The organism is Stenotrophomonas sp. YJH_SMC_127 (genome assembly GCF_059372445.1).
This window is the reverse complement of sequence record NZ_JCAFVO010000006.1, coordinates 72,332-94,346: the sequence shown is the minus strand read 5'-3', so window position 1 is coordinate 94,346 and position 22,015 is coordinate 72,332. Positions and strand designations below refer to the sequence as shown.

Below are 22,015 nucleotides of genomic sequence, written 5' to 3'. Positions count from 1 at the left end.
CGTGCGTGGGGCTCAGGCTGTGGGTTTGCCGGTATGTGGCGTCTGGATCAGTTCGGACAGATCGAAGCCCTGCAGGCGGGCCGCCGCCAGATAATGGTCCTGCACGGTCGCGTCCAGGCGCGGCTCGCGCGCCAGCAGCCACAGGTACTTGCGATCCGGGCTGCCGACCAGCGACACGCTGTAGTCCGGGGCGATCTGGATCACCCAGTAGTCGCCCTTGGCGAACGGCAGCCAGCGCAGGCCCTTGGGCAGGAAGCTGACCTCCAGCCGCGCGCTGTCGTTGTCGACAGCGCAGGCCTCGCCGGTGGCCTCTTCGATCTCGCCGTCCATGCGGCAGCGGTTGGTGACGCCGACATTGCCGTTGTCGAGCAGGGTGTAGTGCGCCGATACGTCGGTGCAGCCTTCCGGCTCGTGGCGCATCGGCAGGCGTGCGATCTCGTACCAGGTGCCCAGGTAGCGCGGCAGCTTGAGGTCGGCGACGGTTTTCAGCGGCGGGTGCTCGGTCATCGGCGGTCGTGGCAGGGGTGGGCCTCCACGATGCCGATGGCCTTGCCATGGGCGGGTGAAGCCGGGGCGATGGCCGTGTCCAGAACGTTCCGTCGCCCCGGCGGAGCGCCCGTTGTCACCGGCCTGGGGGTATCCTGCCGCCAGCGCCGTGTTTTCCTGATCCAACCGAGGTGGAGGTGCCGATGTACCAGGTGATCCTGTTGAAGAGTGAATCTGCGTTCGCGCGCGAACAGTGGCCGCAGGTCGACGAACTGGTCGACTACGAAGGTGTGAGTTACAGCCTGCGCGCCGGCCCGCGCCAGCCGCTGCCGACCGACCACGACTGGCACCCGGTGGCGGTGTACGCGCCCGATGAGATCACCGAGGAAGAGTTCCAGGACTGGTATGCGCTGCAGCAGCCGACGGTGGAAGAGCTTCGCCTGAAGTACTGATGCGCGACGCTGGCGGGGCCGCCCATCCGGCCTTGACCGGCTCTGCCGTATAGTCGCGCGCAGGCGCGGTGGTCCGCGCGAACCGGTGTGGCTGCGTGTCTTCTTTCCTGCGATCGATCCGTGCACGGGGGCCCTGGTGGGTCCTGCTGCTGTGCACCGCCTTCCTGCTGTCCGCGCCGGTGCTGGCGCAGGATGAGGACCCCACGCCGAAGCAGCAGCTGGCGGATATCGATTCCAGCCTGAAGGATGTGGAGCGCAAGCGTGGCGATGCAGAAGCCACCGAGACGCTGGCGATGCTGTCCGAGAATGCCTCGCAGGCACGGCGCGATGCCGAGGCGCTGGAAAAGGCGCTGCAGCCGCAGCTGGACCGACTCAACGAACAGCTGGCGCAGCTGGGAACGCCGGCAGAAGGGGCCGCTGAGCCGCCGGAGCTGGCGGCGCAACGGCGCACCCTCACCAAACAGCGTGACGGCCTGGCCGCTTCGGTGGTGCAGGCCAAGGCCAGTGCCGTGCGTGCGCAGCAGCTGGCGGCGGACATCGAGCAGCAGCGAGCCGCGCAACGCACGGAAGAACTGGGCCAGAAGGTGGCCTCGCCGTTGTCGCCCGCGCTGTGGAGCAAGGTGGCCGAGCGTCTGCCGATCGATATCGCGCGGGTTGTGCCATTGGCCGGGCAGGGCCGCGATGCGCTGGTCGCCGGTATCCGCGCCCATGGCTGGGGCACGCCGTTGCTGGGCCTGCTGGCCGCGCTGGTGATGATGTTCCCACTGCGGCTGTGGCTGCGCAGGCTGGGACGCCGCTTTGCTGCGTCCGAGCGTGCGCCCGATGGTCGCCTGCGCCGGTCCGGCCTGGCCATGTGGCTGCTGCTGGTGGGCACGCTGTTGCCCGGTTACGCCGTGGTGGTGCTGATGGCGGCGCTGGATGCCATCGATGCGATCGCGCCGCGCCTGCAGGTGGTGGCCGATGGCCTGGAGACCGCAACGTTCCGCGCGGCCTTCATCGCCGCACTCAGCGCCTGCCTGCTGGTGCCCAAGCGCCCGTCGTGGCGGCTGTTGAACCTGGACGACACCGCCGCGCTGAAGCTGCGCAAGTACGCCTGGGGCGCGGCGGCGCTGGCCTGGCTGAGCACGGTGCTGGTGGCCCTGGACCAGGCCACGCGCACCAGCGACGTCACCACGGTGGCGCTGGACGGACTGATTGCGCTGACTTACCTCGGCCTGATCATGGCCATGCTGGTGACCCTGGCGCGCCTGCATCGCCGGCAGACCGCCGAGGCCGAGGCCAAGCTGGAAGCGCAGGCCGATGGCGTGGGTGCAGCCACGCCGGTGCGCCGCAGCAGCTGGCTGGTACTGGCCCGGGTAGCGGGCAACATCGCAGTGGTGGCCGCCATCATTGCCACGTTGCTGGGCTACCTGAATTTCGCCAAGTTCGTGAACCAGCAATTGATCGGCGGTAGCATCGTGGTGTTGGCCGCGACGTTGCTGTTCAAGTTCGTCGATGACCTGAGCACGTGGATGCTCAACGCCGACAGCAAGGTCGGCCAGACCATCCTGCTCAGCACCGGCCTGAGCGTATCGCGGCTGGAACAGGCGGGCGTCCTGCTGTCGGCGGCGCTGCGTACCATCGTCGTACTGATCGCGCTGCTGGCGCTGGTGGCGCCGTTCGGCAACATCGGCGCGGTGGTGGAGCGCTTCACTTCACTGTTCACGACCGGATTCGATATCGGTGGCACCAAGCTCGCACCGGCGGGGATCGTGTTGGCGGTACTGGCGCTGCTGGCCGGCCTGGCGATCACCCAGCTGGTGCAGCGCTGGCTGACCGACACCTACCTGCCCAAGACCGAGCTGGACCTGGGCGCGCGCAATTCGGTGAGCACCGTTGCCCGATACGTGGGCATCATCATCGCGGTGATCTGGGCGCTGTCGGCGATGGGGCTGCAGCTGAGCAAGCTGGCCCTGCTGGTCAGCGCACTGTCGGTGGGTATTGGCTTCGGCCTGCAGGTGATCACCCAGAATTTCGTCTCGGGCCTGATCCTGCTGGCCGAGCGCCCGGTGAAGATCGGCGACTGGGTGAAGCTGGGTGACCAGGAGGGCGACATCCGCCGCATCAGCCTGCGATCGACCGAGATCCAGGTGGGCGACAAGTCGACGCTGATCGTGCCCAACTCCGAGCTGGTCACCAAGACCGTGCGCAACATGACGATGGGCAACAACCAGGGCCGCATCCAGATCCAGTTCGCGGTGCCGCCCAGCACTGATGTCGGCAACCTGCGGCAGGCGCTGCTGGATGCGTACACCGCGCACACCAACGTGCTGAAGCAGCCGGCGCCGACGGTCTACATCGACAGCATTGCCGGTGGCCAGATCACCATCAACAGTTTCGCGTACGTGGCCAGCCCGCGGCAGGTGTATGCAACCCGCAGCGATCTGTACTTCAGCCTGCTGCAGATCCTGGCCGAGCGGAACATTCCGCTGTCGACCCCGACCGATATCCACATCATCCGCGACCCGCAGGAGTAGGGGTTGTTTTGCAGGGCCGCGCCCTGCACCCGCGGTAGTGCCGGCCGCTGGCCGGCAACTTCAACAGCAACAGCAACAGCTGATTTCCTGCGGGATGGCGGGGTGGGACCGGTTGCGGGAGACGCCGTAAACCCCCAGGCCGGCCCAGCCGCTGGCGGCTGTGCGTTCGGGCGCTTGCGAAGCAGTGCTTCGCAAGCAAAGCGCCCTCACCCATGGGGGCTTGGCCGCGGCATCCATGCCGCGGACACTCCCGCGACCGGACCCACCCCGGCTTCGACAGTTTCCCGCGATCTGTCGGAAATGCTCTTGGGGTCAGATCCGTTTTCCGGAGGAAAACGGATCTGACCCCATCTTGATTTTCGATATCTGACAGAGTGTGTCGACCAAGGTCGACACCGCCCCGCCAAACTACGGATTGCACGCTGTTGCCGTTGCTTCTGAGGTTGCCGGCCAGCGGCCGGCACTACCACGGGTGCAGGGCGCAGCCCTGCAAAGAACCCTATCCCCGTGGTCGGCTGCGCGAGGGCACCAGTGCGAACGTATCCACCGCCAGCTTCTCGGCATGGTTCAACCACGCGCGGATCTCCAGATCATCCACTTCATGGTCCAGCCCGAACGACACGTTGATCTTGCCATCGGCATCGGGCTGCACCCACTGCTGGGCCAGCACCACCTTGCGCTGCGAGGACACCGCCTCGATCCAGAAACCGCGATCCGGGCGCGTGCTCGCCACCAGCTGCAGCATGTACTGGCCGGCACGGGTGCGGCGGCCCTTCTGGGTGATCATGTGCGCCTGGCGCACGCTCGGGCGCGGGCCCTGGAATGCGTCCAGCGGTGCATCGACCGCGATGCCGCCGCGCAGGTCGTTGTCGCGGTACAGCTTGATGCCGTTGTCGCGGTTGACGAGCAGCGCACACCAGTCGCCGTCGGCCGAGCCGTCCTCGAATGCGGTGCAGCGATCAACATAGGCCAGCGTGTTGTCCGGATCCGCGTCATCGAACTGGCGCGAGGTGTTCTCCAGGTAGACCGACTTCAGCCCCCAGTCCTTGTCGTACTCCAGCAGCACCGGTGGCTGCACGTGCTGCAGGCCGACCACGACCTGGTCATCGCCATCGATCTTCAGTTCGCGGGTCGGTTCGCCCAGCCACAGTGAGCGGGCGAAGGCCAGGTACTGCGGGTAGTCGCGGCCACCATCGCGCCGGGCCGCCACGCTGGCGCTGGGTGCGCGTTGGCTGTCGATCAGCGAGCGGCCAAAGCCCATCGTCTTCAGGTTCGGGTCCAGCAGGCTGAGCAGGGTCGCACCCGAATCCAGGGTGGTGCCGGCGTCGGCGCTGAGCTGCTGCGGGGCAATGCCATCGCCCAGGAACAGCAGCAGGTTCTCGCGCTTCTGCCGGGTCAGGATGTGGGTCAGATCGTTGGGCATCGCCAGGTGGTCGGAGGCGATCACGATCAGCGTGTCCTTGCCGTACGGGCTGGCCTGGATGCGCTGCACCAGCTGCGAGATCAGCCGGTCGCTGCACTTGAGCGCGTTGAGCATGTTGATGTTGCCGTACTGGCTCTGGTAGCGCTCGCCCTTGCACGATACCGGCAGGTGGCCCGCCGGGTGGTGGGTGTCCATGGTCAGCGTGGTCAGCATGAACGGTGAACCGGCGCGCGAGAGCTGTTCGAAGCGCTGGTAGGCGGTGTCCAGCAGCACGTCGTCGTGCACGCCCCAGGCCGAGTAGTGGATGCGGCCGATCTTCTTCTGCTGCTTGAACCACGCCAGGTCATGCACTTCGTCGAAGCCGTGGCTGGCCAGGAACTGGCCCTTGCCGGCGAACTGGCCGTTGGCCCCCCCCAGATAGTGGTTGGTGTAGCCCTGCTGCTTCAGGTAGTCGCCCAGGCACACCGCCTTGGGCAGGAAGCTGCCCATGCGGTCCATGCTGTTTTCATCGCCCTGCGAGGTGGTCAGCGGCACGCCGCACATCGACGACACCAGGCCGGCGATGGTCCAGCCGCTGCCTTCGGCCGAGGCCAGCCCACGCACGTCCAGCGACTCGGACGCCAGGCGGTTGAGGTTGGGCATCAGGCCGGGAAACACGGCCTCGTCCAGATAGGTGCGTTCCAGGCTTTCGCCGTAGATCCAGACGATGTTGCGCGGGCGCTGCAGCGGCTGCGTCGGCACCTGGTACTCAGGGGCGATGCGGGCGAAGTCGACCGGGCGCAGCTGCTGGTACAGGCGCTGGCCGTCACGGGCCAGCGGGCTGATCATGATCGTGGCCACCCACACGGCCGCGAAACCGGCGAACAACGCGCCACCGTGGCCGGGCCGGCGCCAGCGCTTCACCCGTGTGGCGAACAGTGGCAGCAGCGAGACCAGCGCCAACACGACGAAGCCGGCGATGTAGCCCTTGAAGTCGGAGACACCGGCACCTTCCATGTCGGCGCCGAGGTGGTACAGGGTGGCGGCATTGAGCCCATCACCGGACAGCTTGTCGATCAGCCACCACGCGCTGAGCATCAGCAGCAGCAGCGAGAACGCGCCGGCCTTCCACCACACCCACTTGTCGGACGCGAGGAACAACCAGCACAACAGCAACAACGACAGCAGCAGTATCCAGAGCATAGGCAGCTTCGGCAGTGACGGGGTGGTGGTGATGGACGTCGTACCGACGCGTGTCCATCCGACCGGCGCTGCCGCAAGCACATGCATGTGACAGGCCGATGACCCGATAGTGCATGCACGAACCTGACTGAAATGTTTGTTGAAATGACGCGCGCGTAATCGCGCTCAGAAGGTAAAACGAGCGTGAAAGGGGTGGCTGGATTGCATTAAAAAATGCATGAATACGGGCGTTTTCGTAGATGCGCTAGCGATGCCCGCGTTCTTCGCGTGCCCGCGCACGACGGTCGAACAGCAATGCACTGGTTACGATGCCCAGGCCGAGCACCACGCCGATGAACAACAGGATCAGGGCGATGAGCGGGTAACCGAACAGGTGCCAGCCGGTGTCGATCCTCATCATCATCGCGGCGGCCATGATCAATGCGGCGCTGATGATGCCGGCCGCCACGCGGTTGGCGATCTTCTGCAGGTTCTCCATCAGCCGCGATTCTTCCAGGCCGGTGACCTTCATCTGCAGGCGGTTCTCGGCCAGCAGCGCCATGATGTCCGACAGCTTGCGCGGCCCATCACGCAGCAGCTGCTGCAGCTCCATCGCCTCGCTGGCGATGTTGGCTGCAGACAGCGACTTCTTCAGGCGCGCACGCATCACGTGCTGCAGCTGGCGCTCGACGATGCGGCGCGTGTCCAGCTCTGGCGCCAGCAGCCGGCACACGGTTTCCAGGTTGAGCAGGGCCTTGCCGAGCAGGCTCAGTTCCGGCGGCGTGCGCAGGCCGCAGGCGGTGGCGATGCGCACCATGTCCAGCACCACGCGGCCTTCGGAGAAACTGCCGCTGGCCGCATAGCGCGCGATCAGCTGACCGGTCTCGCGCAGGTAGCGCTCTTCATCGAAGGCCTCCAGCCGCGTGCTGATACTGATCAGGTCATCGGCCACTTCCTCGCCACGGCCGTCGACCGCCGCGAACAGGATCTTCAGCAGACGCTCGCGCAGGCGCGGCGGCATGTGCGCGACCATGCCCAGGTCGAAGATCGCCAGCCGGCCATCGGGCATCACCCGCAGGTTGCCCGGGTGCGGGTCTGCATGGATCTCGCCATGCACGAAGATCTGGTCCAGGTAGCCGCGGATCAGCGCCGCCGCCAACGGGTCCATGTCCTGCTCGGTGCGGCGTACGCCGGAGATCGCATCCACGCGCACGCCGGTGGCAAGCTCCATCGTCAGCACGCGCTGGCTGCTGTAGTCCCAGATCGGCTGCGGCACCCACAGCCGGCGGAACGGCCGCAGGTGCCGTCCGAAGCGCGCCAGGTTCTCGGCCTCGGCGTGGTAGTCCAGCTCCTGCATCAGGGTCTTGGCGAACTCGTTGAGCCAGTCGCGCAACCGCACGCGGCGACCGACCTGGGTCAGGTGGTCGGCGGCCAGCGCGAAGCTGCGCAGTGCCTCCAGGTCCGAGCGCAGCTGCGCGGCCACTTCGGGCTTCTGCACTTTCACCGCCACCTGGCGGCCATCGTGCAGCACCGCGCGATGTACCTGCGCGATCGAAGCACAGCCCAACGGCTCGGGATCGAACGAGGCAAACAGCTTGTTCACCCCTACGCCCAGTTCCTGCTCGATGATCGCGTGGATGCGCTCGACGGGGATCGGCGCCACCTTCTCCTGCATGCGCTCCAGCGCCGTGGCGAACTCCACCGGCACCATGTCCGGCCGCGTGGACAGCATCTGGCCCAGCTTGACGAAGGTCGGCCCCAACGCTTCCAGGTCGCTGACGAACTGTTCCGGATTGCCGTCGGCGGGCACATCGGCCTGGTTGCTTGCCGCATCCAGGTTCATGCCCGAGAACACGCCCGAATGGCGGTAGCGCATCAGCAGGCGCAGGATCTGGCTGCGCCGGCTCATGCCTTTGACCAGCGGGGGATTGCCATTGGCGGCGGACGGATTGCTCAAGCGGGACTCCCATGCGACGAAGACAGGTAGCGCCGGCTGCGGGCCGGCAATGTCCGGATTCCGCAGTGTCGCCGGGGGGCGGTGGGCATGCGGTGAACCCGGTGTCTTCCGCAGTCCACACCGGATCGGTCAGAATCCGCCTATTCCCTTTCTTGGACGCCCCATGGCCGGTGCCAGCCTGTTCGCCCTGCTCGACGATATCGCAACCCTGCTCGACGATGTCTCGGTGCTGACCAAGGTCGCCGCGAAGAAGACCGCCGGCGTGCTCGGTGACGATCTGGCGCTGAACGCGCAGCAGGTCACCGGAGTCAACGCCAACCGCGAACTGCCGGTGGTGTGGGCGGTGGCCAAGGGCTCGCTGGTCAACAAGGTGATCCTGGTGCCGGCGGCCCTGGCGATCAGTGCGCTGGAAACCTGGCTGCACAGCCGCGGCTGGAACGTGCCCCTGATCGTGCCGCTGATGATGATCGGTGGTGCCTTCCTGTGCTTCGAGGGCGTGGAGAAGCTGGCGCACCGCTTCCTGCATTCGGCCGACGACGATGCCGAGCGCCAGACCGAACGCCGCAAGGCGCTGGCCGACGCGCAGGTGGACATGGTCGCGTGGGAGAAGGACAAGGTGAAGGGTGCGATCCGCACCGACTTCATCCTTTCGGCCGAGATCATCGTACTGACCCTGGGCGTGGTCGCCACCGCATCATTCACCAACCAGCTGGTCACGCTGGCCGTGGTTGCACTGGCGATGACGGTCTTTGTCTATGGGCTGGTGGCGGGCATCGTCAAGCTGGATGACGTGGGCCTGTACCTGTCGCGCAAGGGTGGGGCTGTGGCCGCCTTCGGTCGCGGCCTGGTCGCGTCGGCACCGTGGCTGATGAAGTTCCTTTCGGTGGCCGGCACCATTGCCATGTTCCTGGTCGGCGGCGGCATCCTGGTGCACAACGTGCCGGCGCTGCACCACGCAGTACAGGCGCTGGGCGGCGAGGGCCAGTGGGGCTGGCTGGTCAGTGCGGTGGGCAACATGGTGGTGGGCATCATCGCCGGCGCCATCGTGCTGGCGGCGGTGACCGGGTTCCAGAAGCTGCGCGGCAAGTAGTCACCGGCAGGTTCCCCGGTAGAGGCCGACCTTGGTCGGCGCTTTGTTTCCCACGCGTGCCAACCAAGGTTGGCACCTACCAAAGCGGTTCAAGGTGGTCGGCATCGTCGCCGGCGGGTTCCCCGGTAGAGGCCGACCTTGGTCGGCGCTTTGTTTCCTGCGTGTGCCAACCAAGGTTGGCACCTACCAAAGCGGTTCAGGGTGGTCGGGATCATCGCCGGCGGGTCGCCGGGTAGAGGCCGACCTTGGTCGGCGCTTTGTTTCTGCGTGTGCCAACCAAGGTTGGCACCTACCAACGTAGTTTGCTGCGGGCCGGACGGTCAGCCTGCCTGCACCCGGTTCTTGCCCTGCCGCTTGGCCGCATAGAGCGCGTCGTCCGCGCGCCGCAGCAGGGTCTCGGTATCGTCGCCGGGTTGCCATTGCGCCAGCCCGGCACTGAAATGCACCGGTACGCGCCGGTCCTGCACGGTCAGCACGCGATGCGCCAGTGAACGCTGAAGGCGCTGCACCGTGGCCATGCTGTCGGCGCCCTGGGTTTCCGGCAGCACCAGTACGAACTCGTCGCCGCCCAGCCGCGCGATGCCATCGGTGGCGCGCAGCAGCAGCTTGCAGACGGCCACCAGGTGCTGCAGCAGTGCATCGCCACCGGCATGACCATGTGCATCGTTGGTCTGGTGGAAATCATCCAGATCGATCACCGCCACGCCCAGCGGCGAGTTGTTGCGTGCGGCACGGGCCAGCTCGCGTTGCAGCAGTTCGTCCAGGCCACGGCGGTTCAGCGCCTGGGTCAGTGGATCGATGCGTGCCAGGTCACCGGCCGCGCGCAGTTCCTGCTCCAGCTCGGCGATGCGCTGCTCGGCACGCTCCACTTCCTGCCGTGCGTTGGCCAGGTGATCGCGCGCCTGCGCGGCCTGCTGCTGCACCTTGCCGGTGTCGCGCATCACGTCCTGCAGCAGCTGGTTGAGGTCGGCGATGCTGCGCGCCTCGCGCAGCTGCAGTGCGTAGCTGCCGATGCGATCGTGGTACTCGCCGGTGCTGGTGGCCATGCCATCCATGCGCTCGATGAACTCGCCCATCAGCCCGCGCATCGCCGCCTTCGAATCGTCGATGCCCTGGCGCAGCAGGCCCTGCTTGTAGATCACTTCGCGCAGTTCGGCGCGGGTGCGCTCGACCGCCTCAGCTTCCAACGGCCCGTCCAGCAGCTGGCGTACCGCGGCGATCTGGCCCTGCAGCCAGCTGCGGTCATCCAGCAGCTCGCTCACGTTCTCCAGCAGCAGCGCGAACAGCTCCAGCAGCAGTGCCTGCTGCTCCTGCCAGCTCTCGGCACGCACGCCGACCTGGTGGCCAAGTTCGCGCACGCCCTGCTCGATCGGTTCCAGCGCCGTGCCTGGCTGCCACTGGCGCAGGTGCATGGCCAGTGCCTGCGCCTGTTCGCGCAGGTCCGGGTCGTGCTGCAGCAGCGCCACCACCGCGCCGCCCAGCAGCAGCCGCAGCTGCTCGGACAGGCGCAGGCTTTCGGGTTGCCCATCCGGCGAATGCTGTTCGATGGTGCGGATGTACTTGTCGATCAACTGCCGCATCGCGCGCCCGTAGCGCGGCCAATCGGCGCTGGCCTGCGCCGACTGCAGGCGGTCGCCCATATCGCCCAGCTCGCCGGGCAGGGTGGCCATGCCGTTGGCGAACGCGGCCAGCAGCGGTTCCGGCGCGTCGGCGCCTGCGAACAGCTGCTGCAGCGCCACGCCACCGCCGCCCTGCAGCACCACGCGGTCGCCCAGCCCATCGTCCACCACCGCGCGCACGCGTGCCGGCGGCCCAAGGGCGGTACCGGGGGCAGGGCGGTGGTCGGGCTGGTCCGTCATGGAGCGAATCCTGGGGGCTGGCAGGGACTGGTTCCAGCATATCGGCGCGGCCGCCGACGGCTTGAACGGCTAGGATGGGCGACAGGATGCCGCAGTGGAGGTGGTGATGCGCGTGATGTTGCTGGGGGCGACCGGCCTGGTCGGTGGGCTGACCCTGCCCCGGCTGCTGGACGACCCGCGCTGCAGCGCCGTGATCGCCCCGACCCGTCGCCCGTTGGGCGCAGCCCACGGGAAGCTGGAGAACCCGGTACTGGCCTTCGATGCGCTGCCCGCCGCCGCCGGGTGGGCGGGCGTGGACGCGGTCATCTGCGCGCTCGGCAGCACCATTGCCCAGGCTGGCAGCCGCGAGGCCTTCCATCGCATCGACCATGATTACCCGCTGGCGTTCGCCCGTCTGGCGCAGGCGCAGGGTGCGCAGACCTATGTGCTGAATTCCGCAGCCGGTGCCGATCCGCGGTCGTCGATCTTCTACAGCCGGGTGAAGGGTGAATTGGAGCGCGATCTGCGCGCGCTGGGCTTCACCTCGTTGACCCTGGTCCGCCCAGGGTTGATCGGTGGCGAGCGCAACGAGGTGCGGCGCGGCGAACGCCTGGCACTGACGGTGCTGGGTGCACTGGGGCCGGTGTTGCCACGGGCATGGCGGATCAACCCGGCCAGCGAAATTGCCCGGGCGCTGGTCGAGGCCGCGCTGGCCCCTCAACCGGGTGAGCACGTGGTGGCATCGAGCGCACTGGCCGGCTGATGTCACGTGCGCTGCGCCTCACCCAGCTTCAACAGCTGCTGCGCCGCCATCGGCGGCCGGTGGCCGGCCAGGTGCTGGCCGACGCGCTGGGAGTCAGCCTGCGCACGCTGTACCGCGATATCGAAACCCTGCGCGAGCAGGGCGCCGACCTGCGCGGCGAGGCCGGCGTCGGCTACCAGCTGACGCCGAGCGATACCCTGCCGCCGATGACCCTGCCACCGGCCGAGATCGACGCGCTGGTGCTGGGCCTGCGCTGGGTTGCGGCCCGTACCGAACCCGCGTTGGCCGAAGCCGCACGCGATGCCCTGGCGCGCATCGCCCATGTGTTGCCCGCAGCGCGGCGCGAGACCCTGCGTGACAGTGGCCTGCGGGTGGGCCCTTCGCGTGCGGCGGCCAAGGTTCCCCCAGCTCGTCTGCAGGCCGTGCGAGAGGCTGTCGGTTCACAGCAGCGCCTGAAGTTCGGCTACGAGGACGCGCACGGCCAGCGCAGCGAGCGCATCGTCTGGCCGTTCGCGCTGGGCTACTTCGATGAGGTGCCGATGCTGGCGGCGTGGTGTGAGCGCCGCGAGGATTTTCGCCATTTCCGCCTGGATCGCATCCGCCAGGTGCGCGTGCTGGAGGAGCACTACCTCGTACCACGCGCCACGCTGCTGCGGCGCTGGCAGAAGGCGCAGGGCATCGCGCCGGACTGGCTGGACCGTTCGTAGCGTCGGGCCTGCTCGACTGTCATTGCGCTTCGCTTTCTGCTGCTGGTGCGATGGGTTGGCGGCTTTTGCTCTTTGCTCTTCGATCTTTGCTCCTGGTAGGGGGCGAGCTTGCTCGACCGCCTTTGATCTTCGCGAACAGCAGTCGAGCAAGCTCGACCGCTACCAGGGCAGTGGCAACAGCAGTCGAGCAAGCTCGACCGCTACCAGGGCGAGGGCAACAGCAGTCGAGCACGCTCGCCGCTACTGACAGAATCTGTCAGCAGGCTCGTACCACCATGATCGCTCCCAACAACGGAGCTTCCCCATGTTCACGCCCAGCACCCTGCTGCAGTACGTGCGCGACGTCGCCACCAGCGCCACCTTCTACAGCGGCATCCTCGGCAAACCGCCGGTCGAGCAATCGCCTGGCTTCGCCCTGTTCCTGCTCGGCGATGGCGCCGCACTCGGCCTGTGGCAACGCGATGACGTGCAACCGCCGGTGTCTGCGCAGGCAGGCGCCGCCGAACTGGCGATGGTGGTCGCAAACCCCGAGGCCGTGCAGCAGATGCACGATGCGTGGCGTGGGCTCGGCGTGCAGATCCTGCAGTCGCCGGTGACGCTGGAGTTCGGCCACACCTTCGTCGGTGCCGACCCTGATGGCCACCGGCTGCGTGTGTACAGCCGCGCCGAAGGCATGGTCGCGCGCGATTGATCGCCCGCATTGTGTAGATCCACGCCATGCGTGGATGCCGGAAAAAAAACGCCGGGCAATGCCCGGCGTTCTCTCCAAGTCATGTGCCAACCAACGGTTGGCACCCACCGGTCAGGTGGCCGATCAGCTGGCCAGTGCCAGGTCGTCCATCATCGCGCGCAGGAAGCGGGCGGCTTCACCGCCCGTGGCTGCGCGGTGGTCGAAGGTGACCGACAGCGGGATCACCTTGTGCGCTTCCACGCCGCCCATCACCGGGGTCATCTGGTGGCGGGCTCGGCCGGCACCGACGATGGCCACGCACGGCGGCACCACGACCGGGGTCGCGTAGCGGCCGGCGAACATGCCGAAGTTGGACAGCGAGATGGTGTAGCCACTCAGTTCCGACGCCGCGATCGAACGCGATTCCACCTGCTCGCGCAGGCGGTTGACGCCTTCGCGGATGCCGCGTGCGTCGAGCATGTCGGCGTTGCGCAGGGCCGGCACGAACAGGCCGTCGTCGGTGTCCACGGCGATGCCGATGTCCACCTGCGCGTGCAGGGTACGGGTCAGCGCTTCACCGTCGAACCAGGCGTTCATCGCCGGCACCTTCTGCGCGGCGACCACGATCGAACGCACCAGGCGCGCGGTGACGTCGTTGCCGGGCAGCCAGGCATGGATGTCGGCGTCGTCGTTCAGCGTGGTCGGCACGACCTTGCTGTGCGCATCGGCCATCACGCGGGCCATGTTGCGGCGCACGCCCTTCAGCGGTTCCGGCTGGCCCTTGGCGACCACGCCGGGCGGCTGGGTGCGCATCGGCTTGCCGGCGGCAGACAGCGGGGTGCGGGCTTCGCTCTGCACCGGGGCGGACACCTGCGCCGGGGCCGGCGTGGCATTCGCGGCGGCAGCGACCGGTGCCGGTGCGGCGCCGAGTTTGGCGGTGCCGTTGGCGGCGGCCTGCTTGACGTCGGCCATGGTGACCGCGCCATCGGTGCCGGTAGCGGCCACGCGGCTCAGGTCCACGCCCAGCTTGCGCGCCATCGCCCGCACGGCCGGCACGGCCTTGACGCCACCGACGGCCAGCGCCTGTTCGGCATGCACGGCATTGGAGCTCTGCATCGCGCCGACCACGGTACCGGCGTCATCGCGCTCGGCCGCGGCGGGCTTGGCCTCCTCGGCGGCTACCGGAGCGGCCGCAGCCGGCAGCGGCGGCGGGGTCGGTGCGGCCGCCGGTGCAGCGTGGCCATGGCTGTGGCCGGTGTCCTGGCCATCGGCTCGCTGCGGCAGGTTCGGGTCCAGTTCGAAGCTGGCCAGCACCGAGCCGGTCGGGATGATGTCGCCGGCGCCGCCGGACAGCTTCAGCACCTTGCCGGAGAACGGCGAGGGCACTTCCACCACGGCCTTGGCGGTCTCCATCGACACCAGCGGCTCGTCCAGCTTGATCACATCGCCTTCCTTGACGAACCACTCGACGATGGTCGCGTCCGGCAGGCCTTCGCCCAGGTCGGGCAGGTTGAAGTTCTTGGTCTGGCTCATTTGCAGTTCTCTTCCAGCAGTTCCAGTTCGCGGGCCGGCAGCCAGCCCGTCGCGCCATTGGCGCGCTCGGACCACCACCACCCGCCGTGTTCGTGATGAAGCTTCACCATCTCGCCGCTTTCCACATCCAGCTCGCGGGCGTCGTAGTCGCACAGCGCTTCGGCGCGACCCTCGTCCAGCAGCTGCAACCAGGCGATGGGCGCCCATCCAGCGCGCCCATCGTTGGTGCGTACCCAGGCAAACGCCGGCCATTCCTCGTCACGTACACCTACTTCGACGATCTGGCCGGTGCGGAACCGGAGCGGGTTGGGATACTGGCTGCGGTAAGCCCCCAGAAGGCGGGCCCGCATGTCAGCCGGCCGCCACCGCGCGCTTGGCCGCAGCCACGATCCGCTCAACGCTCGGCAGGTACTTCATTTCCAGGCGGAACAGCGGAATGTGGGTGTCGTAGCCAGTGACGCGCTCGACCGGTGCCAGCAGGTCGTAGATCGATTCCTCGGCCAGGCGCGCGGCGATCTCGGCGCCGAAGCCCGCGGTCTTCGGGGCCTCCTGCACGATCACGCAGCGGCCGGTCTTGGCCACCGATTCGGCGATGGTGGCGAAGTCCAGCGGACGCAGCGTGGCCACGTCGATGACTTCGGCACTGATGCCTTCACCGGCCAGCTTGTCCGCCGCTTCCAGCGCTTCCTTCACCTGCGCGCCCCAGGTCACCAGGGTCACGTCGGTGCCGTCGCGCAGCACGAAGCAGACGTCCAGCGGCAAGGCTTCGCCGTCGTTGACGACCACTTCCTTGTACTGGCGGTAGATGCGCTTGGGCTCCATGTAGATCACCGGATCCGGCTCGCGGATCGCGGCCAGCAGCAGGCCATAGGCACGCTGCGGCGACGACGGCAGCACCACGCGCAGGCCCGGCACGTTGGTGAAGATCGCCTCGTTGGCTTCGCTGTGGTGTTCCGGCGCGCGGATGCCACCGCCCCACGGCACGCGCAGCACCATCGGGCAGTGCAGGCGGCCACGCGTGCGGTAACGCAGGCGTGCCGCGTGGCAGACGATATGGTCGACCATCGGGTACATGAAGCCGTCGAACTGGGCTTCGGCCACCGGCTTCATGCCCTGTGCGGCCAGGCCGATGGTCAGGCCGGCGATGGTGGTTTCGTCCAGCGGGGTATCGAGGATGCGGTCCGAGCCGAAGCGCTGCTGCAGCCCGGCGGTGGCGCGGAACACGCCGCCGTTGACGCCCACGTCCTCGCCCAGCACCAGCACCGACGGGTCGTGTTCCAGCTCCCAGGCCAGCGCCTGGGTGATGGCTTCGATGAGGGTGATCGGGGTGGTGGTCATGCTCTCTTCTCCGCGCGCGACCGCAGCGCTGTCGGCGGCGTTGGTGTGCGCGCCGGGCGCGCCGTTCTTGATCTCATCCATGGCGCTTCTCCAGGGCGATCGCCTGGGCACGCTGGGCCAGCAGGTCCGGCGGCGGATCGGCATACAGGAAGTCGAACATCGCCTCGACCGGCTGCACCGGCGTGTTGAGGTACAGGTTCACTTCCTCGTCCACGCGCTTGCCGCACTCGGCGACCCAGGCGCTTTCCTCATCCTCGCTCCACACACCGGCGTTGATCAGGTACTTGCGCAGGCGCAGCATCGGCTCGCGCTGCCAGGCATCCTTCACTTCAGCATCGTCGCGGTAGCGGCGCGCGTCATCGGCGGTGGTGTGGTCGGACAGGCGGTAAGTCATCAGTTCCAGCACGGTGCCACCGTCGCCGGCCAGCGCACGTTCGCGCGCCTGCTCCATGGCAGCCAGCACGGCGATCAGGTCGTTGCCGTCCACCTGCAGGCAGTGCAGGCCGCCAGCCAGGCCCTTCTGCGCCAGCGTTTCGGCACCGGTCTGGGCCGAACGCGGGACCGAGATGGCCCAGCCGTTGTTGACGATGCACAGGATCAGCGGGAGCTTGTAGGCGCCGGCCGAATTCAGTGCCGCGTAGAAGTCGGTCTTGGAGCTGCCGCCGTCGCCGCACACCGCCACGGCGATCTGCGGTTCCTTGTTGAGCTTGAACTTCAGCGCGGCGCCTGCGGCATGCAGGCACTGGGTGGAGATCGGCACGCAGAACGGGAAGTCCTTGGCCGCGTTGCCGCCGTAATCGTTGCCGCGTTCGTCGCCGCCCCAGTACATCAGCACGTCGTGCGGGCGCACGCCACGCATGAACATCGCGCCATACTCGCGGTACGAAGGCGCGAACACGTCGTCCTTCTGCATCGCCGCGCCGATACCCACGTGCGCGGCTTCGTGGCCCAGGCAGGCGGCATAGGTGCCCAGCTTGCCGGTGCGCTGCAGTGCGATGGATTTGCTGTCGAACGTACGTACGAACAGCATCTGCTTGAACAGCGGTACCAGGACCTGGGGGTCGCGCAGCGACGCGGGCAGGTCATCGCGGACGAGTTTGCCGTCCGTATCCAGGTACTGCAGGTATTCGATCTTGAATTCAGCGGCAACCGTCATTGCGTACTGCACCTTCGACAGAGAAGTTACAAATGATATGAATCGCCATGTTAAGGAACGCGTACGGAATAGCCTTCCTGCGCCGCAACACGGCAACGCCCTGTTTTACCCCTGCCGGCGGGTGGGGGGCCAATAACAACAACGTATTCAGTCGTTGCTGCAAAGCATCAGAATACGCCTCTGGCTGACTGCTGGCGCAACGACCCGATCGGTTCCACGCGCAGGCCCCGCATCGGCCAATGCTCCACGGGGCACCGCACGCCCCGGTATGGACCCGGCGGCTGCCAGCGCGGCGGCAACGCGCTACCCTTGCCGCCCCCGATCTGGTCCCGCCCATGTCCGTCGACAACAACCAACGCGATCTCGAAGCCGGCATCCACACCGACCTGCAGGGAAGCCTGACCTACGGCGGCTACCTGCGGCTGGACCAGCTGCTCAGCGCGCAGCAGCCGCTGTCCAACCCGCCGCACCACGATGAGATGCTCTTCATCATCCAGCACCAGACCTCGGAGCTGTGGCTGAAGCTGCTCGGCCACGAACTGCGTGCGGCGATCGGCTTCCTGCAGCGCGATGAAGTCTGGCAGTGCCGCAAGGTGCTGGCGCGCAGCAAGCAGGTGCTGCGCCAGCTGACCGAGCAGTGGTCGGTGCTGGAAACGCTGACCCCGTCCGAATACATGGGTTTCCGCGACGTGCTGGGCCCATCGTCGGGCTTCCAGTCGCTGCAGTACCGCTACATCGAGTTCCTGCTGGGCAACAAGAACGCGCAGATGCTGCAGGTGTTCGAGCACGACCCGGCCGGGCAGGCGCAGCTGCGCACCGTGCTGGAGGCGCCGAGCCTGTACGAGGAATTCCTGAAGTACCTGGCCCGCTTCGGCCATGCCGTGCCGGCGGTCTACGAGGCCCACGACTGGACCCAGCCGCACGTGGCTGACGACGCATTGCAGCCGGTCTTCGAACGCATCTACCAGGACACCGACCGCTACTGGCGCGAGTACGCGCTGTGCGAGGACCTGGTGGACCTGGAGACCGCCTTCCAGCTGTGGCGATTCCGACACATGCGCACGGTGATGCGCGTGATCGGCTTCAAGCGCGGCACCGGCGGCTCGTCCGGCGTGGGCTTCCTGGCCAAGGCGCTGGAGCTGACCTTCTTCCCCGAACTGTTCCAGGTGCGCACCAGCCTGCAGGCGGCACCCCCGGCAGAACTGGGCTGACCCCCATTCAGCTTGGACCCCGGCCATTGGCTGGATCGTTTCAGATGCAAGTTCAGCGAGCAGGCTGGCACCTGCCTCAAACGGCGTGTATTTGACGTGAACGGCAGAAGTCGGTGATCCTCGCGCGTTGCTCCAACTGCACAGCGGACGTGCTCGTCATCCACCGAACCAGGAAATCCGCATGAGCGTAAACGCCACTGCGAACACCCCAGAGCCGGCGCTGCCGGACTTCAAGACCACGCTGGGCCACCCGCGCCCGTTGTGGATGCTGTTCATGACCGAGTTCTGGGAGCGCTTTGCGTTCTACGGCATCCGCTGGGCGTTGGTGCTGTACATCGTCGCCCAGTTCTACAACGGCAGCGCTGCCGGTGAAGGCGACGCCAGCCGCATCTATGGCGCCTACCTGGCCCTGGTATACGCCGCGGCGATCTTCGGTGGCTACGTGGCCGACCGGGTACTGGGCTACCAGCGCTCGATCCTGACCGGCGCGATCATCATGGCCGCCGGCCTGTTCATGATCTCGCTGCCGCAGGAGCACATCTTCAAGCTTGGCCTGGCCACGATCATCGTAGGCAACGGCCTGTTCAAGCCCAACATCTCGACCATGGTCGGCAAGCTGTACGGCCTGAAGGACGAGCGCCGCGACTCCGGCTTCACCATCTTCTACATGGGCATCAACATCGGCGCGATGATCGCCCCGGTGCTGACCGAGTACCTGGCCCGCAAGGTGTTCGGTACCGACGCGATGCCGTCCTACAAGGTCGTGTTCATCGCCTCTGGCGTGGGCATGCTGATCTCGCTGGTGTGGTTCTACATCGGTCGCGCCGGCCTGAAGGGCATCGGTGCACCGCCGGCCGGCGCTGAAGGCTTCGGCCGCATCATCATGGTGCTGGCCGGTGCCGTGGTCGCCATCCCGGTGGCGTACTTCCTGCTGGCTACCGGCGCCACCGCGCTGGCCTGGATCCTGGGTGCGATGTTCACCGCGCTGGCCGTCCTGCTGCTGGTCGAGGGCATCCGCGAAGGCAAGGTGCAGCGCGACCGCGTGATCGCCATGCTGATCATCTTCGCCTTCAACGTGATGTTCTGGATGTTCTTCGAACAGGCCGGCAGCTCGTTCACCTTCCTGGCCGAGAACATCGTCAACCGCCAGTTCGGTGACTGGACCTTCCCGACCGCGTGGTTCCAGTCGGTCAACTCGGTGGCCATCATCACCCTGGCACCGGTCATCGCCTGGATCTGGGTGGCCATGGGCCGCGCCAATCCGTCCATCCCGCGCAAGTTCGGCCTGGGCCTGCTGTTCAACGGCGCCGCCTTCGCCCTGCTGATGTTCGCCCTGTCGCAGATGGTCGTTGACGGCAAGATCCCGTTCTGGACCCTGTTCATGGTCTACGTCATCCAGTCCGTGGGTGAGCTGTGCCTGTCGCCGATCGGCCTGTCGATGGTGACCAAGCTGGCCCCGGTGCGCCTGGTCGGCTTCGGCATGGGTGGCTGGTTCCTGTCCACCGGCATCGGCAACAACCTGTCGGGCATCTTCGCCGGCGTGGTCAGTGGTGAAGGCGGCATGACGGTCGAGTCGGCCCTGAAGGGGTATACCTTCGGGTTCTGGGCCCTGATCGGCTCCGGCGTGGTGCTGTTCCTGATCGCCCCGCTGATCAACAAGCTGATGCACGGCGTCAAGTAATGATGAGAGGGTAGAAGGCATGCGAAGCAAGCTCGGTGGTGCAATGGTGGTGGTCTGTGCGGCGCTGATCGGCGCCTGTTCGCAACCGCAACCGCCTGCCGCCGCCGAGCCCACGCAGCCCCTGGATACCCGACCCACCGAGCCACCGGTTGCTGACCCCAGCGAACCGGTGGCCTCGGGCAACACCCCGGTGGCGGCGGACATCGCCGCCATCGCCGGGCTCGGCGCGCAGTTCGACCCGGCCCGCAACCCCGCCGACGACCTGGCCACCGCCAAGGTGGAAGCCCAGCGTGGCAAGAAGCGGATCCTGCTGGAGGTCGGCAACGCCGCCTGTGAGCGCTGCCGGGCGCTGGACGACGTGGTGGAAGGCAACGGCGACCTGCGTCGCTTCCGCGATGCCCACTACGTGTGGGTGAAGGTCAACGCCAGCGACGAGCAGCCCAACACCGCCTTCTTCGCCCAGTACCCGGTGATGGCTCGCGACTACCCGTACCTGCTGGTGCTCGATGCAGATGGCGGCCTGCTGGTATCGCAGGCCACCGGCGAGCTGCGCAGGGGCGAGGCGTTCCAGCCTGCGCGGGTGAGTGCCTTCCTCAAGCAGTGGGCGCCTGACAAACCGGAATAGGGTAGTGCCGGCCGCTGGCCGGCATGCTCTGGTGGGTGCCGACCGCTGACCGCCCACCCCGGTGGGTGCCGACCGTTGGTCGGCACTGAGGCGCATCCACGCCTGGCGCGGATCTACTGCGCGCACCGTCACACTCTCTGAATCGGCGTCTCAACTTCACCGTGAGCACGCCGTTACCGGCAAGGACCTCAGTCGACACCCCGTCGATGCAACCTTCCGGAACGCCCATGCACAGCGACCACGCCGAACGATTGCCCGAACCCGCCAGCGACCTGGCCGAGGGTGGGGCAGGCGAGGGCGTGACCCTGCCAGCGCAGGAGGCCCTGCTGGACGACGCGGGCACCGGCGAGGACGCCGTTGAACTGGCGCCGCCACGCCATCGCCTGCCGCAGATCGCGCTGCCCGACAACGTGGTGCTGAAGGGGGCGGTGCAGAAGCTGGTCGAGCAGAAGTCCCGGCTTGATGCGCTGGCCGCCGAAGGCCAGCTGGCCGGGCTGCTGCCGCCCGAATGGCAGGGCCACGGCGCGCGCGCGATCGAGCTGTCCACCTTCATCCAGGGCGTGCTGCCCTTCCTGCAGCCAGGCGAACGTGGCGAAACCGCTCCCGCGCGACTGCCGGTGCGGCACGTACTGGGCGATGACAGCCGCTGGGGCCTGGACGATGTGGCCGAACCGAAATCACTGGCGTGGTATCTGGCCAGTGACGAGCGCGCCACGGCCGGCAGCAAGGACGTCGCCGAGGCGTATCTGGTGGGCGCACTGGGCCTGGCGTGGATGCAGGAAGGTCGCAGCCGCCCCGGCTTCCTGCGCGCGATGGGCCAGGACAGCCTGGCCGCGCGGGTGACCATGCTCGGCTATCCGCCGGCCAACGAACTGGCGCTGTACAGCGTCACTGCGCACGGCCAGCCGCAGATCTGGTGCGTGCACGGGCGCCGCCGCATGCGCCCGCTGGTGGCGCCGTGGTTGAGCGTGCCGCTGCTGACCGCCTACGGCGTGCCGGCGCCGGTTGCGTGGCCGTCCAGCTTCCCGCCGGTGGAAGCGGTGGCCGAGCTGCTGGCGACCGCCCGCCTGGGGCGCGCGCTGCCGGAAGTGGACCTGGCCAAGGCCGTGGCGAAGATCGCCGAGGACGCTGCCTCGGACGCCTGGCAGCCGGTCAGCCTGCTGCAGCTCAACACCTGGTCACCGCGCTGGCACTTCTTCCTGGGCACCTTCGTCGGCCTGCCGTCGTTGCTGCTGGTGGCGGCGGCGCTGGCGCTGCCGGGGGCGGTCGAAGCAGCGACGGTGGCCGCCTCGCTGGGCTTCGCCGGCGGCGCCATCGCAGCACTGGCCGTGCCGTGGATCCACGCACGCCGCAAGCACCTCAGCTGAAAAAAGGGGACGGAGGGGATTAAGCCGCAATCAGCACAGGT

The 22,015-nt window shown here is 67.5% G+C and carries 17 protein-coding genes and 1 pseudogene; 10 read left to right on the top strand and 8 right to left on the bottom strand.

Annotated features, from left to right (window positions below; all coding sequences use genetic code 11):
- Nucleotides 1–12: 12 nt before the first annotated feature.
- Nucleotides 13–507: a lipocalin family protein gene (locus tag AC5QAB_RS15115; protein ID WP_032958822.1), complete on the bottom strand. Its 495-nt coding sequence runs from the start codon at nt 505–507 to the stop codon at nt 13–15.
- 182 nt (nt 508–689) lie between these two features.
- Between AC5QAB_RS15115 and AC5QAB_RS15110 the strand changes: the two genes are divergently transcribed.
- Complete coding sequence (locus AC5QAB_RS15110) at nt 690–938, top strand: hypothetical protein (RefSeq protein ID WP_014648700.1); 249 nt, start codon at nt 690–692, stop codon at nt 936–938.
- 95 nt (nt 939–1,033) lie between these two features.
- Nucleotides 1,034–3,454 (top strand): DUF3772 domain-containing protein, encoded by a 2,421-nt coding sequence (locus tag AC5QAB_RS15105; RefSeq protein WP_075075884.1) that lies wholly within the window; start codon nt 1,034–1,036, stop codon nt 3,452–3,454.
- Between the two features lie 499 nt (nt 3,455–3,953).
- Here AC5QAB_RS15105 and AC5QAB_RS15100 read toward each other — a convergent pair whose 3' ends face one another.
- Together AC5QAB_RS15100 and AC5QAB_RS15095 are read right to left on the bottom strand one after the other, a co-directional pair.
- Nucleotides 3,954–6,059: a phosphoglycerol transferase I gene (locus tag AC5QAB_RS15100; protein WP_134965948.1), complete on the bottom strand. Its 2,106-nt coding sequence runs from the start codon at nt 6,057–6,059 to the stop codon at nt 3,954–3,956.
- 244 nt (nt 6,060–6,303) lie between these two features.
- Nucleotides 6,304–7,953, bottom strand: a pseudogene (locus AC5QAB_RS15095) (ABC1 kinase family protein); the annotation flags it as partial.
- A 205-nt stretch (nt 7,954–8,158) separates the two neighbouring features.
- Here AC5QAB_RS15095 and AC5QAB_RS15090 point away from each other — a divergent pair.
- A complete protein-coding gene (locus AC5QAB_RS15090) occupies nt 8,159–9,085 on the top strand; it encodes a DUF808 family protein (protein ID WP_197561756.1) in 927 nt (308 codons plus the stop codon).
- A gap of 320 nt (nt 9,086–9,405) precedes the next feature.
- Here the strand turns inward: AC5QAB_RS15090 and AC5QAB_RS15085 are convergent, their stop codons facing one another.
- Nucleotides 9,406–10,944, bottom strand: a complete 1,539-nt coding sequence (locus AC5QAB_RS15085) for a GGDEF domain-containing protein (protein WP_014648695.1) — start codon at nt 10,942–10,944, stop codon at nt 9,406–9,408.
- Between the two features lie 106 nt (nt 10,945–11,050).
- On the opposite strand from AC5QAB_RS15085, the gene AC5QAB_RS15080 reads away from it, so the two are divergent.
- The 3 genes from AC5QAB_RS15080 to AC5QAB_RS15070 all read left to right on the top strand — a co-directional run bounded on the left by AC5QAB_RS15080 (nt 11,051) and on the right by AC5QAB_RS15070 (nt 13,084).
- Nucleotides 11,051–11,686 carry an NAD-dependent dehydratase gene (locus AC5QAB_RS15080; RefSeq protein WP_197561757.1) on the top strand — a complete coding sequence of 212 codons (636 nt, stop codon included), beginning with the start codon at nt 11,051–11,053 and terminating at the stop codon, nt 11,684–11,686.
- A complete protein-coding gene (locus tag AC5QAB_RS15075; RefSeq protein ID WP_197561758.1) occupies nt 11,686–12,393 on the top strand; it encodes a WYL domain-containing protein in 708 nt (235 codons plus the stop codon). Before AC5QAB_RS15080 ends, AC5QAB_RS15075 begins: the two co-directional genes overlap by 1 nt.
- Nucleotides 12,394–12,697: 304 nt before the next feature.
- Complete coding sequence (locus tag AC5QAB_RS15070; protein WP_014648692.1) at nt 12,698–13,084, top strand: VOC family protein; 387 nt, start codon at nt 12,698–12,700, stop codon at nt 13,082–13,084.
- A 123-nt stretch (nt 13,085–13,207) separates the two neighbouring features.
- Here AC5QAB_RS15070 and AC5QAB_RS15065 read toward each other — a convergent pair whose 3' ends face one another.
- The 4 genes from AC5QAB_RS15065 to pdhA are packed head-to-tail and all read right to left on the bottom strand — an operon-like array spanning nt 13,208 to nt 17,090.
- Nucleotides 13,208–14,596: a dihydrolipoamide acetyltransferase family protein gene (locus AC5QAB_RS15065; protein WP_134967261.1), complete on the bottom strand. Its 1,389-nt coding sequence runs from the start codon at nt 14,594–14,596 to the stop codon at nt 13,208–13,210.
- Nucleotides 14,593–14,946: an SH3 domain-containing protein gene (locus tag AC5QAB_RS15060; protein ID WP_012512332.1), complete on the bottom strand. Its 354-nt coding sequence runs from the start codon at nt 14,944–14,946 to the stop codon at nt 14,593–14,595. Before AC5QAB_RS15060 ends, AC5QAB_RS15065 begins: the two co-directional genes overlap by 4 nt.
- Nucleotide 14,947: 1 nt before the next feature.
- Complete coding sequence (locus AC5QAB_RS15055; protein WP_005414714.1) at nt 14,948–16,015, bottom strand: alpha-ketoacid dehydrogenase subunit beta; 1,068 nt, start codon at nt 16,013–16,015, stop codon at nt 14,948–14,950.
- A complete protein-coding gene (gene pdhA / locus AC5QAB_RS15050; protein ID WP_049404539.1) occupies nt 16,008–17,090 on the bottom strand; it encodes a pyruvate dehydrogenase (acetyl-transferring) E1 component subunit alpha in 1,083 nt (360 codons plus the stop codon). Before pdhA ends, AC5QAB_RS15055 begins: the two co-directional genes overlap by 8 nt.
- Before the next feature lie 335 nt (nt 17,091–17,425).
- Here pdhA and AC5QAB_RS15045 point away from each other — a divergent pair, with 335 nt between their 5' ends.
- From AC5QAB_RS15045 to AC5QAB_RS15030, 4 genes are all read left to right on the top strand, one after another.
- Nucleotides 17,426–18,301 (top strand): tryptophan 2,3-dioxygenase, encoded by an 876-nt coding sequence (locus AC5QAB_RS15045; RefSeq protein WP_100450714.1) that lies wholly within the window; start codon nt 17,426–17,428, stop codon nt 18,299–18,301.
- 181 nt (nt 18,302–18,482) lie between these two features.
- Nucleotides 18,483–19,982, top strand: a complete 1,500-nt coding sequence (locus tag AC5QAB_RS15040) for a peptide MFS transporter (protein WP_005411345.1) — start codon at nt 18,483–18,485, stop codon at nt 19,980–19,982.
- Between the two features lie 19 nt (nt 19,983–20,001).
- On the top strand, nt 20,002–20,607 hold the full coding sequence (locus AC5QAB_RS15035; RefSeq protein ID WP_014648687.1) for a thioredoxin family protein: 606 nt from the start codon (nt 20,002–20,004) through the stop codon (nt 20,605–20,607).
- A 227-nt stretch (nt 20,608–20,834) separates the two neighbouring features.
- Nucleotides 20,835–21,974 (top strand): hypothetical protein, encoded by a 1,140-nt coding sequence (locus tag AC5QAB_RS15030; RefSeq protein ID WP_075076646.1) that lies wholly within the window; start codon nt 20,835–20,837, stop codon nt 21,972–21,974.
- Nucleotides 21,975–22,015: the final 41 nt, after the last annotated feature.

Coding starts and splice junctions, on each gene's coding strand:
- AC5QAB_RS15030 (WP_075076646.1), top strand. CDS start 20,835: ATGCACAGCGACCACGCCGAACGATTGCCCGAACCCGCCAGCGACCTG.
- AC5QAB_RS15045 (WP_100450714.1), top strand. CDS start 17,426: ATGTCCGTCGACAACAACCAACGCGATCTCGAAGCCGGCATCCACACC.
- AC5QAB_RS15065 (WP_134967261.1), bottom strand. CDS start 14,596: ATGAGCCAGACCAAGAACTTCAACCTGCCCGACCTGGGCGAAGGCCTG.
- AC5QAB_RS15035 (WP_014648687.1), top strand. CDS start 20,002: ATGCGAAGCAAGCTCGGTGGTGCAATGGTGGTGGTCTGTGCGGCGCTG.
- AC5QAB_RS15075 (WP_197561758.1), top strand. CDS start 11,686: ATGTCACGTGCGCTGCGCCTCACCCAGCTTCAACAGCTGCTGCGCCGC.
- AC5QAB_RS15100 (WP_134965948.1), bottom strand. CDS start 6,059: ATGCTCTGGATACTGCTGCTGTCGTTGTTGCTGTTGTGCTGGTTGTTC.
- AC5QAB_RS15055 (WP_005414714.1), bottom strand. CDS start 16,015: ATGGATGAGATCAAGAACGGCGCGCCCGGCGCGCACACCAACGCCGCC.
- AC5QAB_RS15080 (WP_197561757.1), top strand. CDS start 11,051: ATGCGCGTGATGTTGCTGGGGGCGACCGGCCTGGTCGGTGGGCTGACC.
- AC5QAB_RS15085 (WP_014648695.1), bottom strand. CDS start 10,944: ATGACGGACCAGCCCGACCACCGCCCTGCCCCCGGTACCGCCCTTGGG.
- AC5QAB_RS15110 (WP_014648700.1), top strand. CDS start 690: ATGTACCAGGTGATCCTGTTGAAGAGTGAATCTGCGTTCGCGCGCGAA.
- AC5QAB_RS15070 (WP_014648692.1), top strand. CDS start 12,698: ATGTTCACGCCCAGCACCCTGCTGCAGTACGTGCGCGACGTCGCCACC.
- AC5QAB_RS15090 (WP_197561756.1), top strand. CDS start 8,159: ATGGCCGGTGCCAGCCTGTTCGCCCTGCTCGACGATATCGCAACCCTG.
- AC5QAB_RS15040 (WP_005411345.1), top strand. CDS start 18,483: ATGAGCGTAAACGCCACTGCGAACACCCCAGAGCCGGCGCTGCCGGAC.
- AC5QAB_RS15115 (WP_032958822.1), bottom strand. CDS start 507: ATGACCGAGCACCCGCCGCTGAAAACCGTCGCCGACCTCAAGCTGCCG.
- pdhA (WP_049404539.1), bottom strand. CDS start 17,090: ATGACGGTTGCCGCTGAATTCAAGATCGAATACCTGCAGTACCTGGAT.
- AC5QAB_RS15060 (WP_012512332.1), bottom strand. CDS start 14,946: ATGCGGGCCCGCCTTCTGGGGGCTTACCGCAGCCAGTATCCCAACCCG.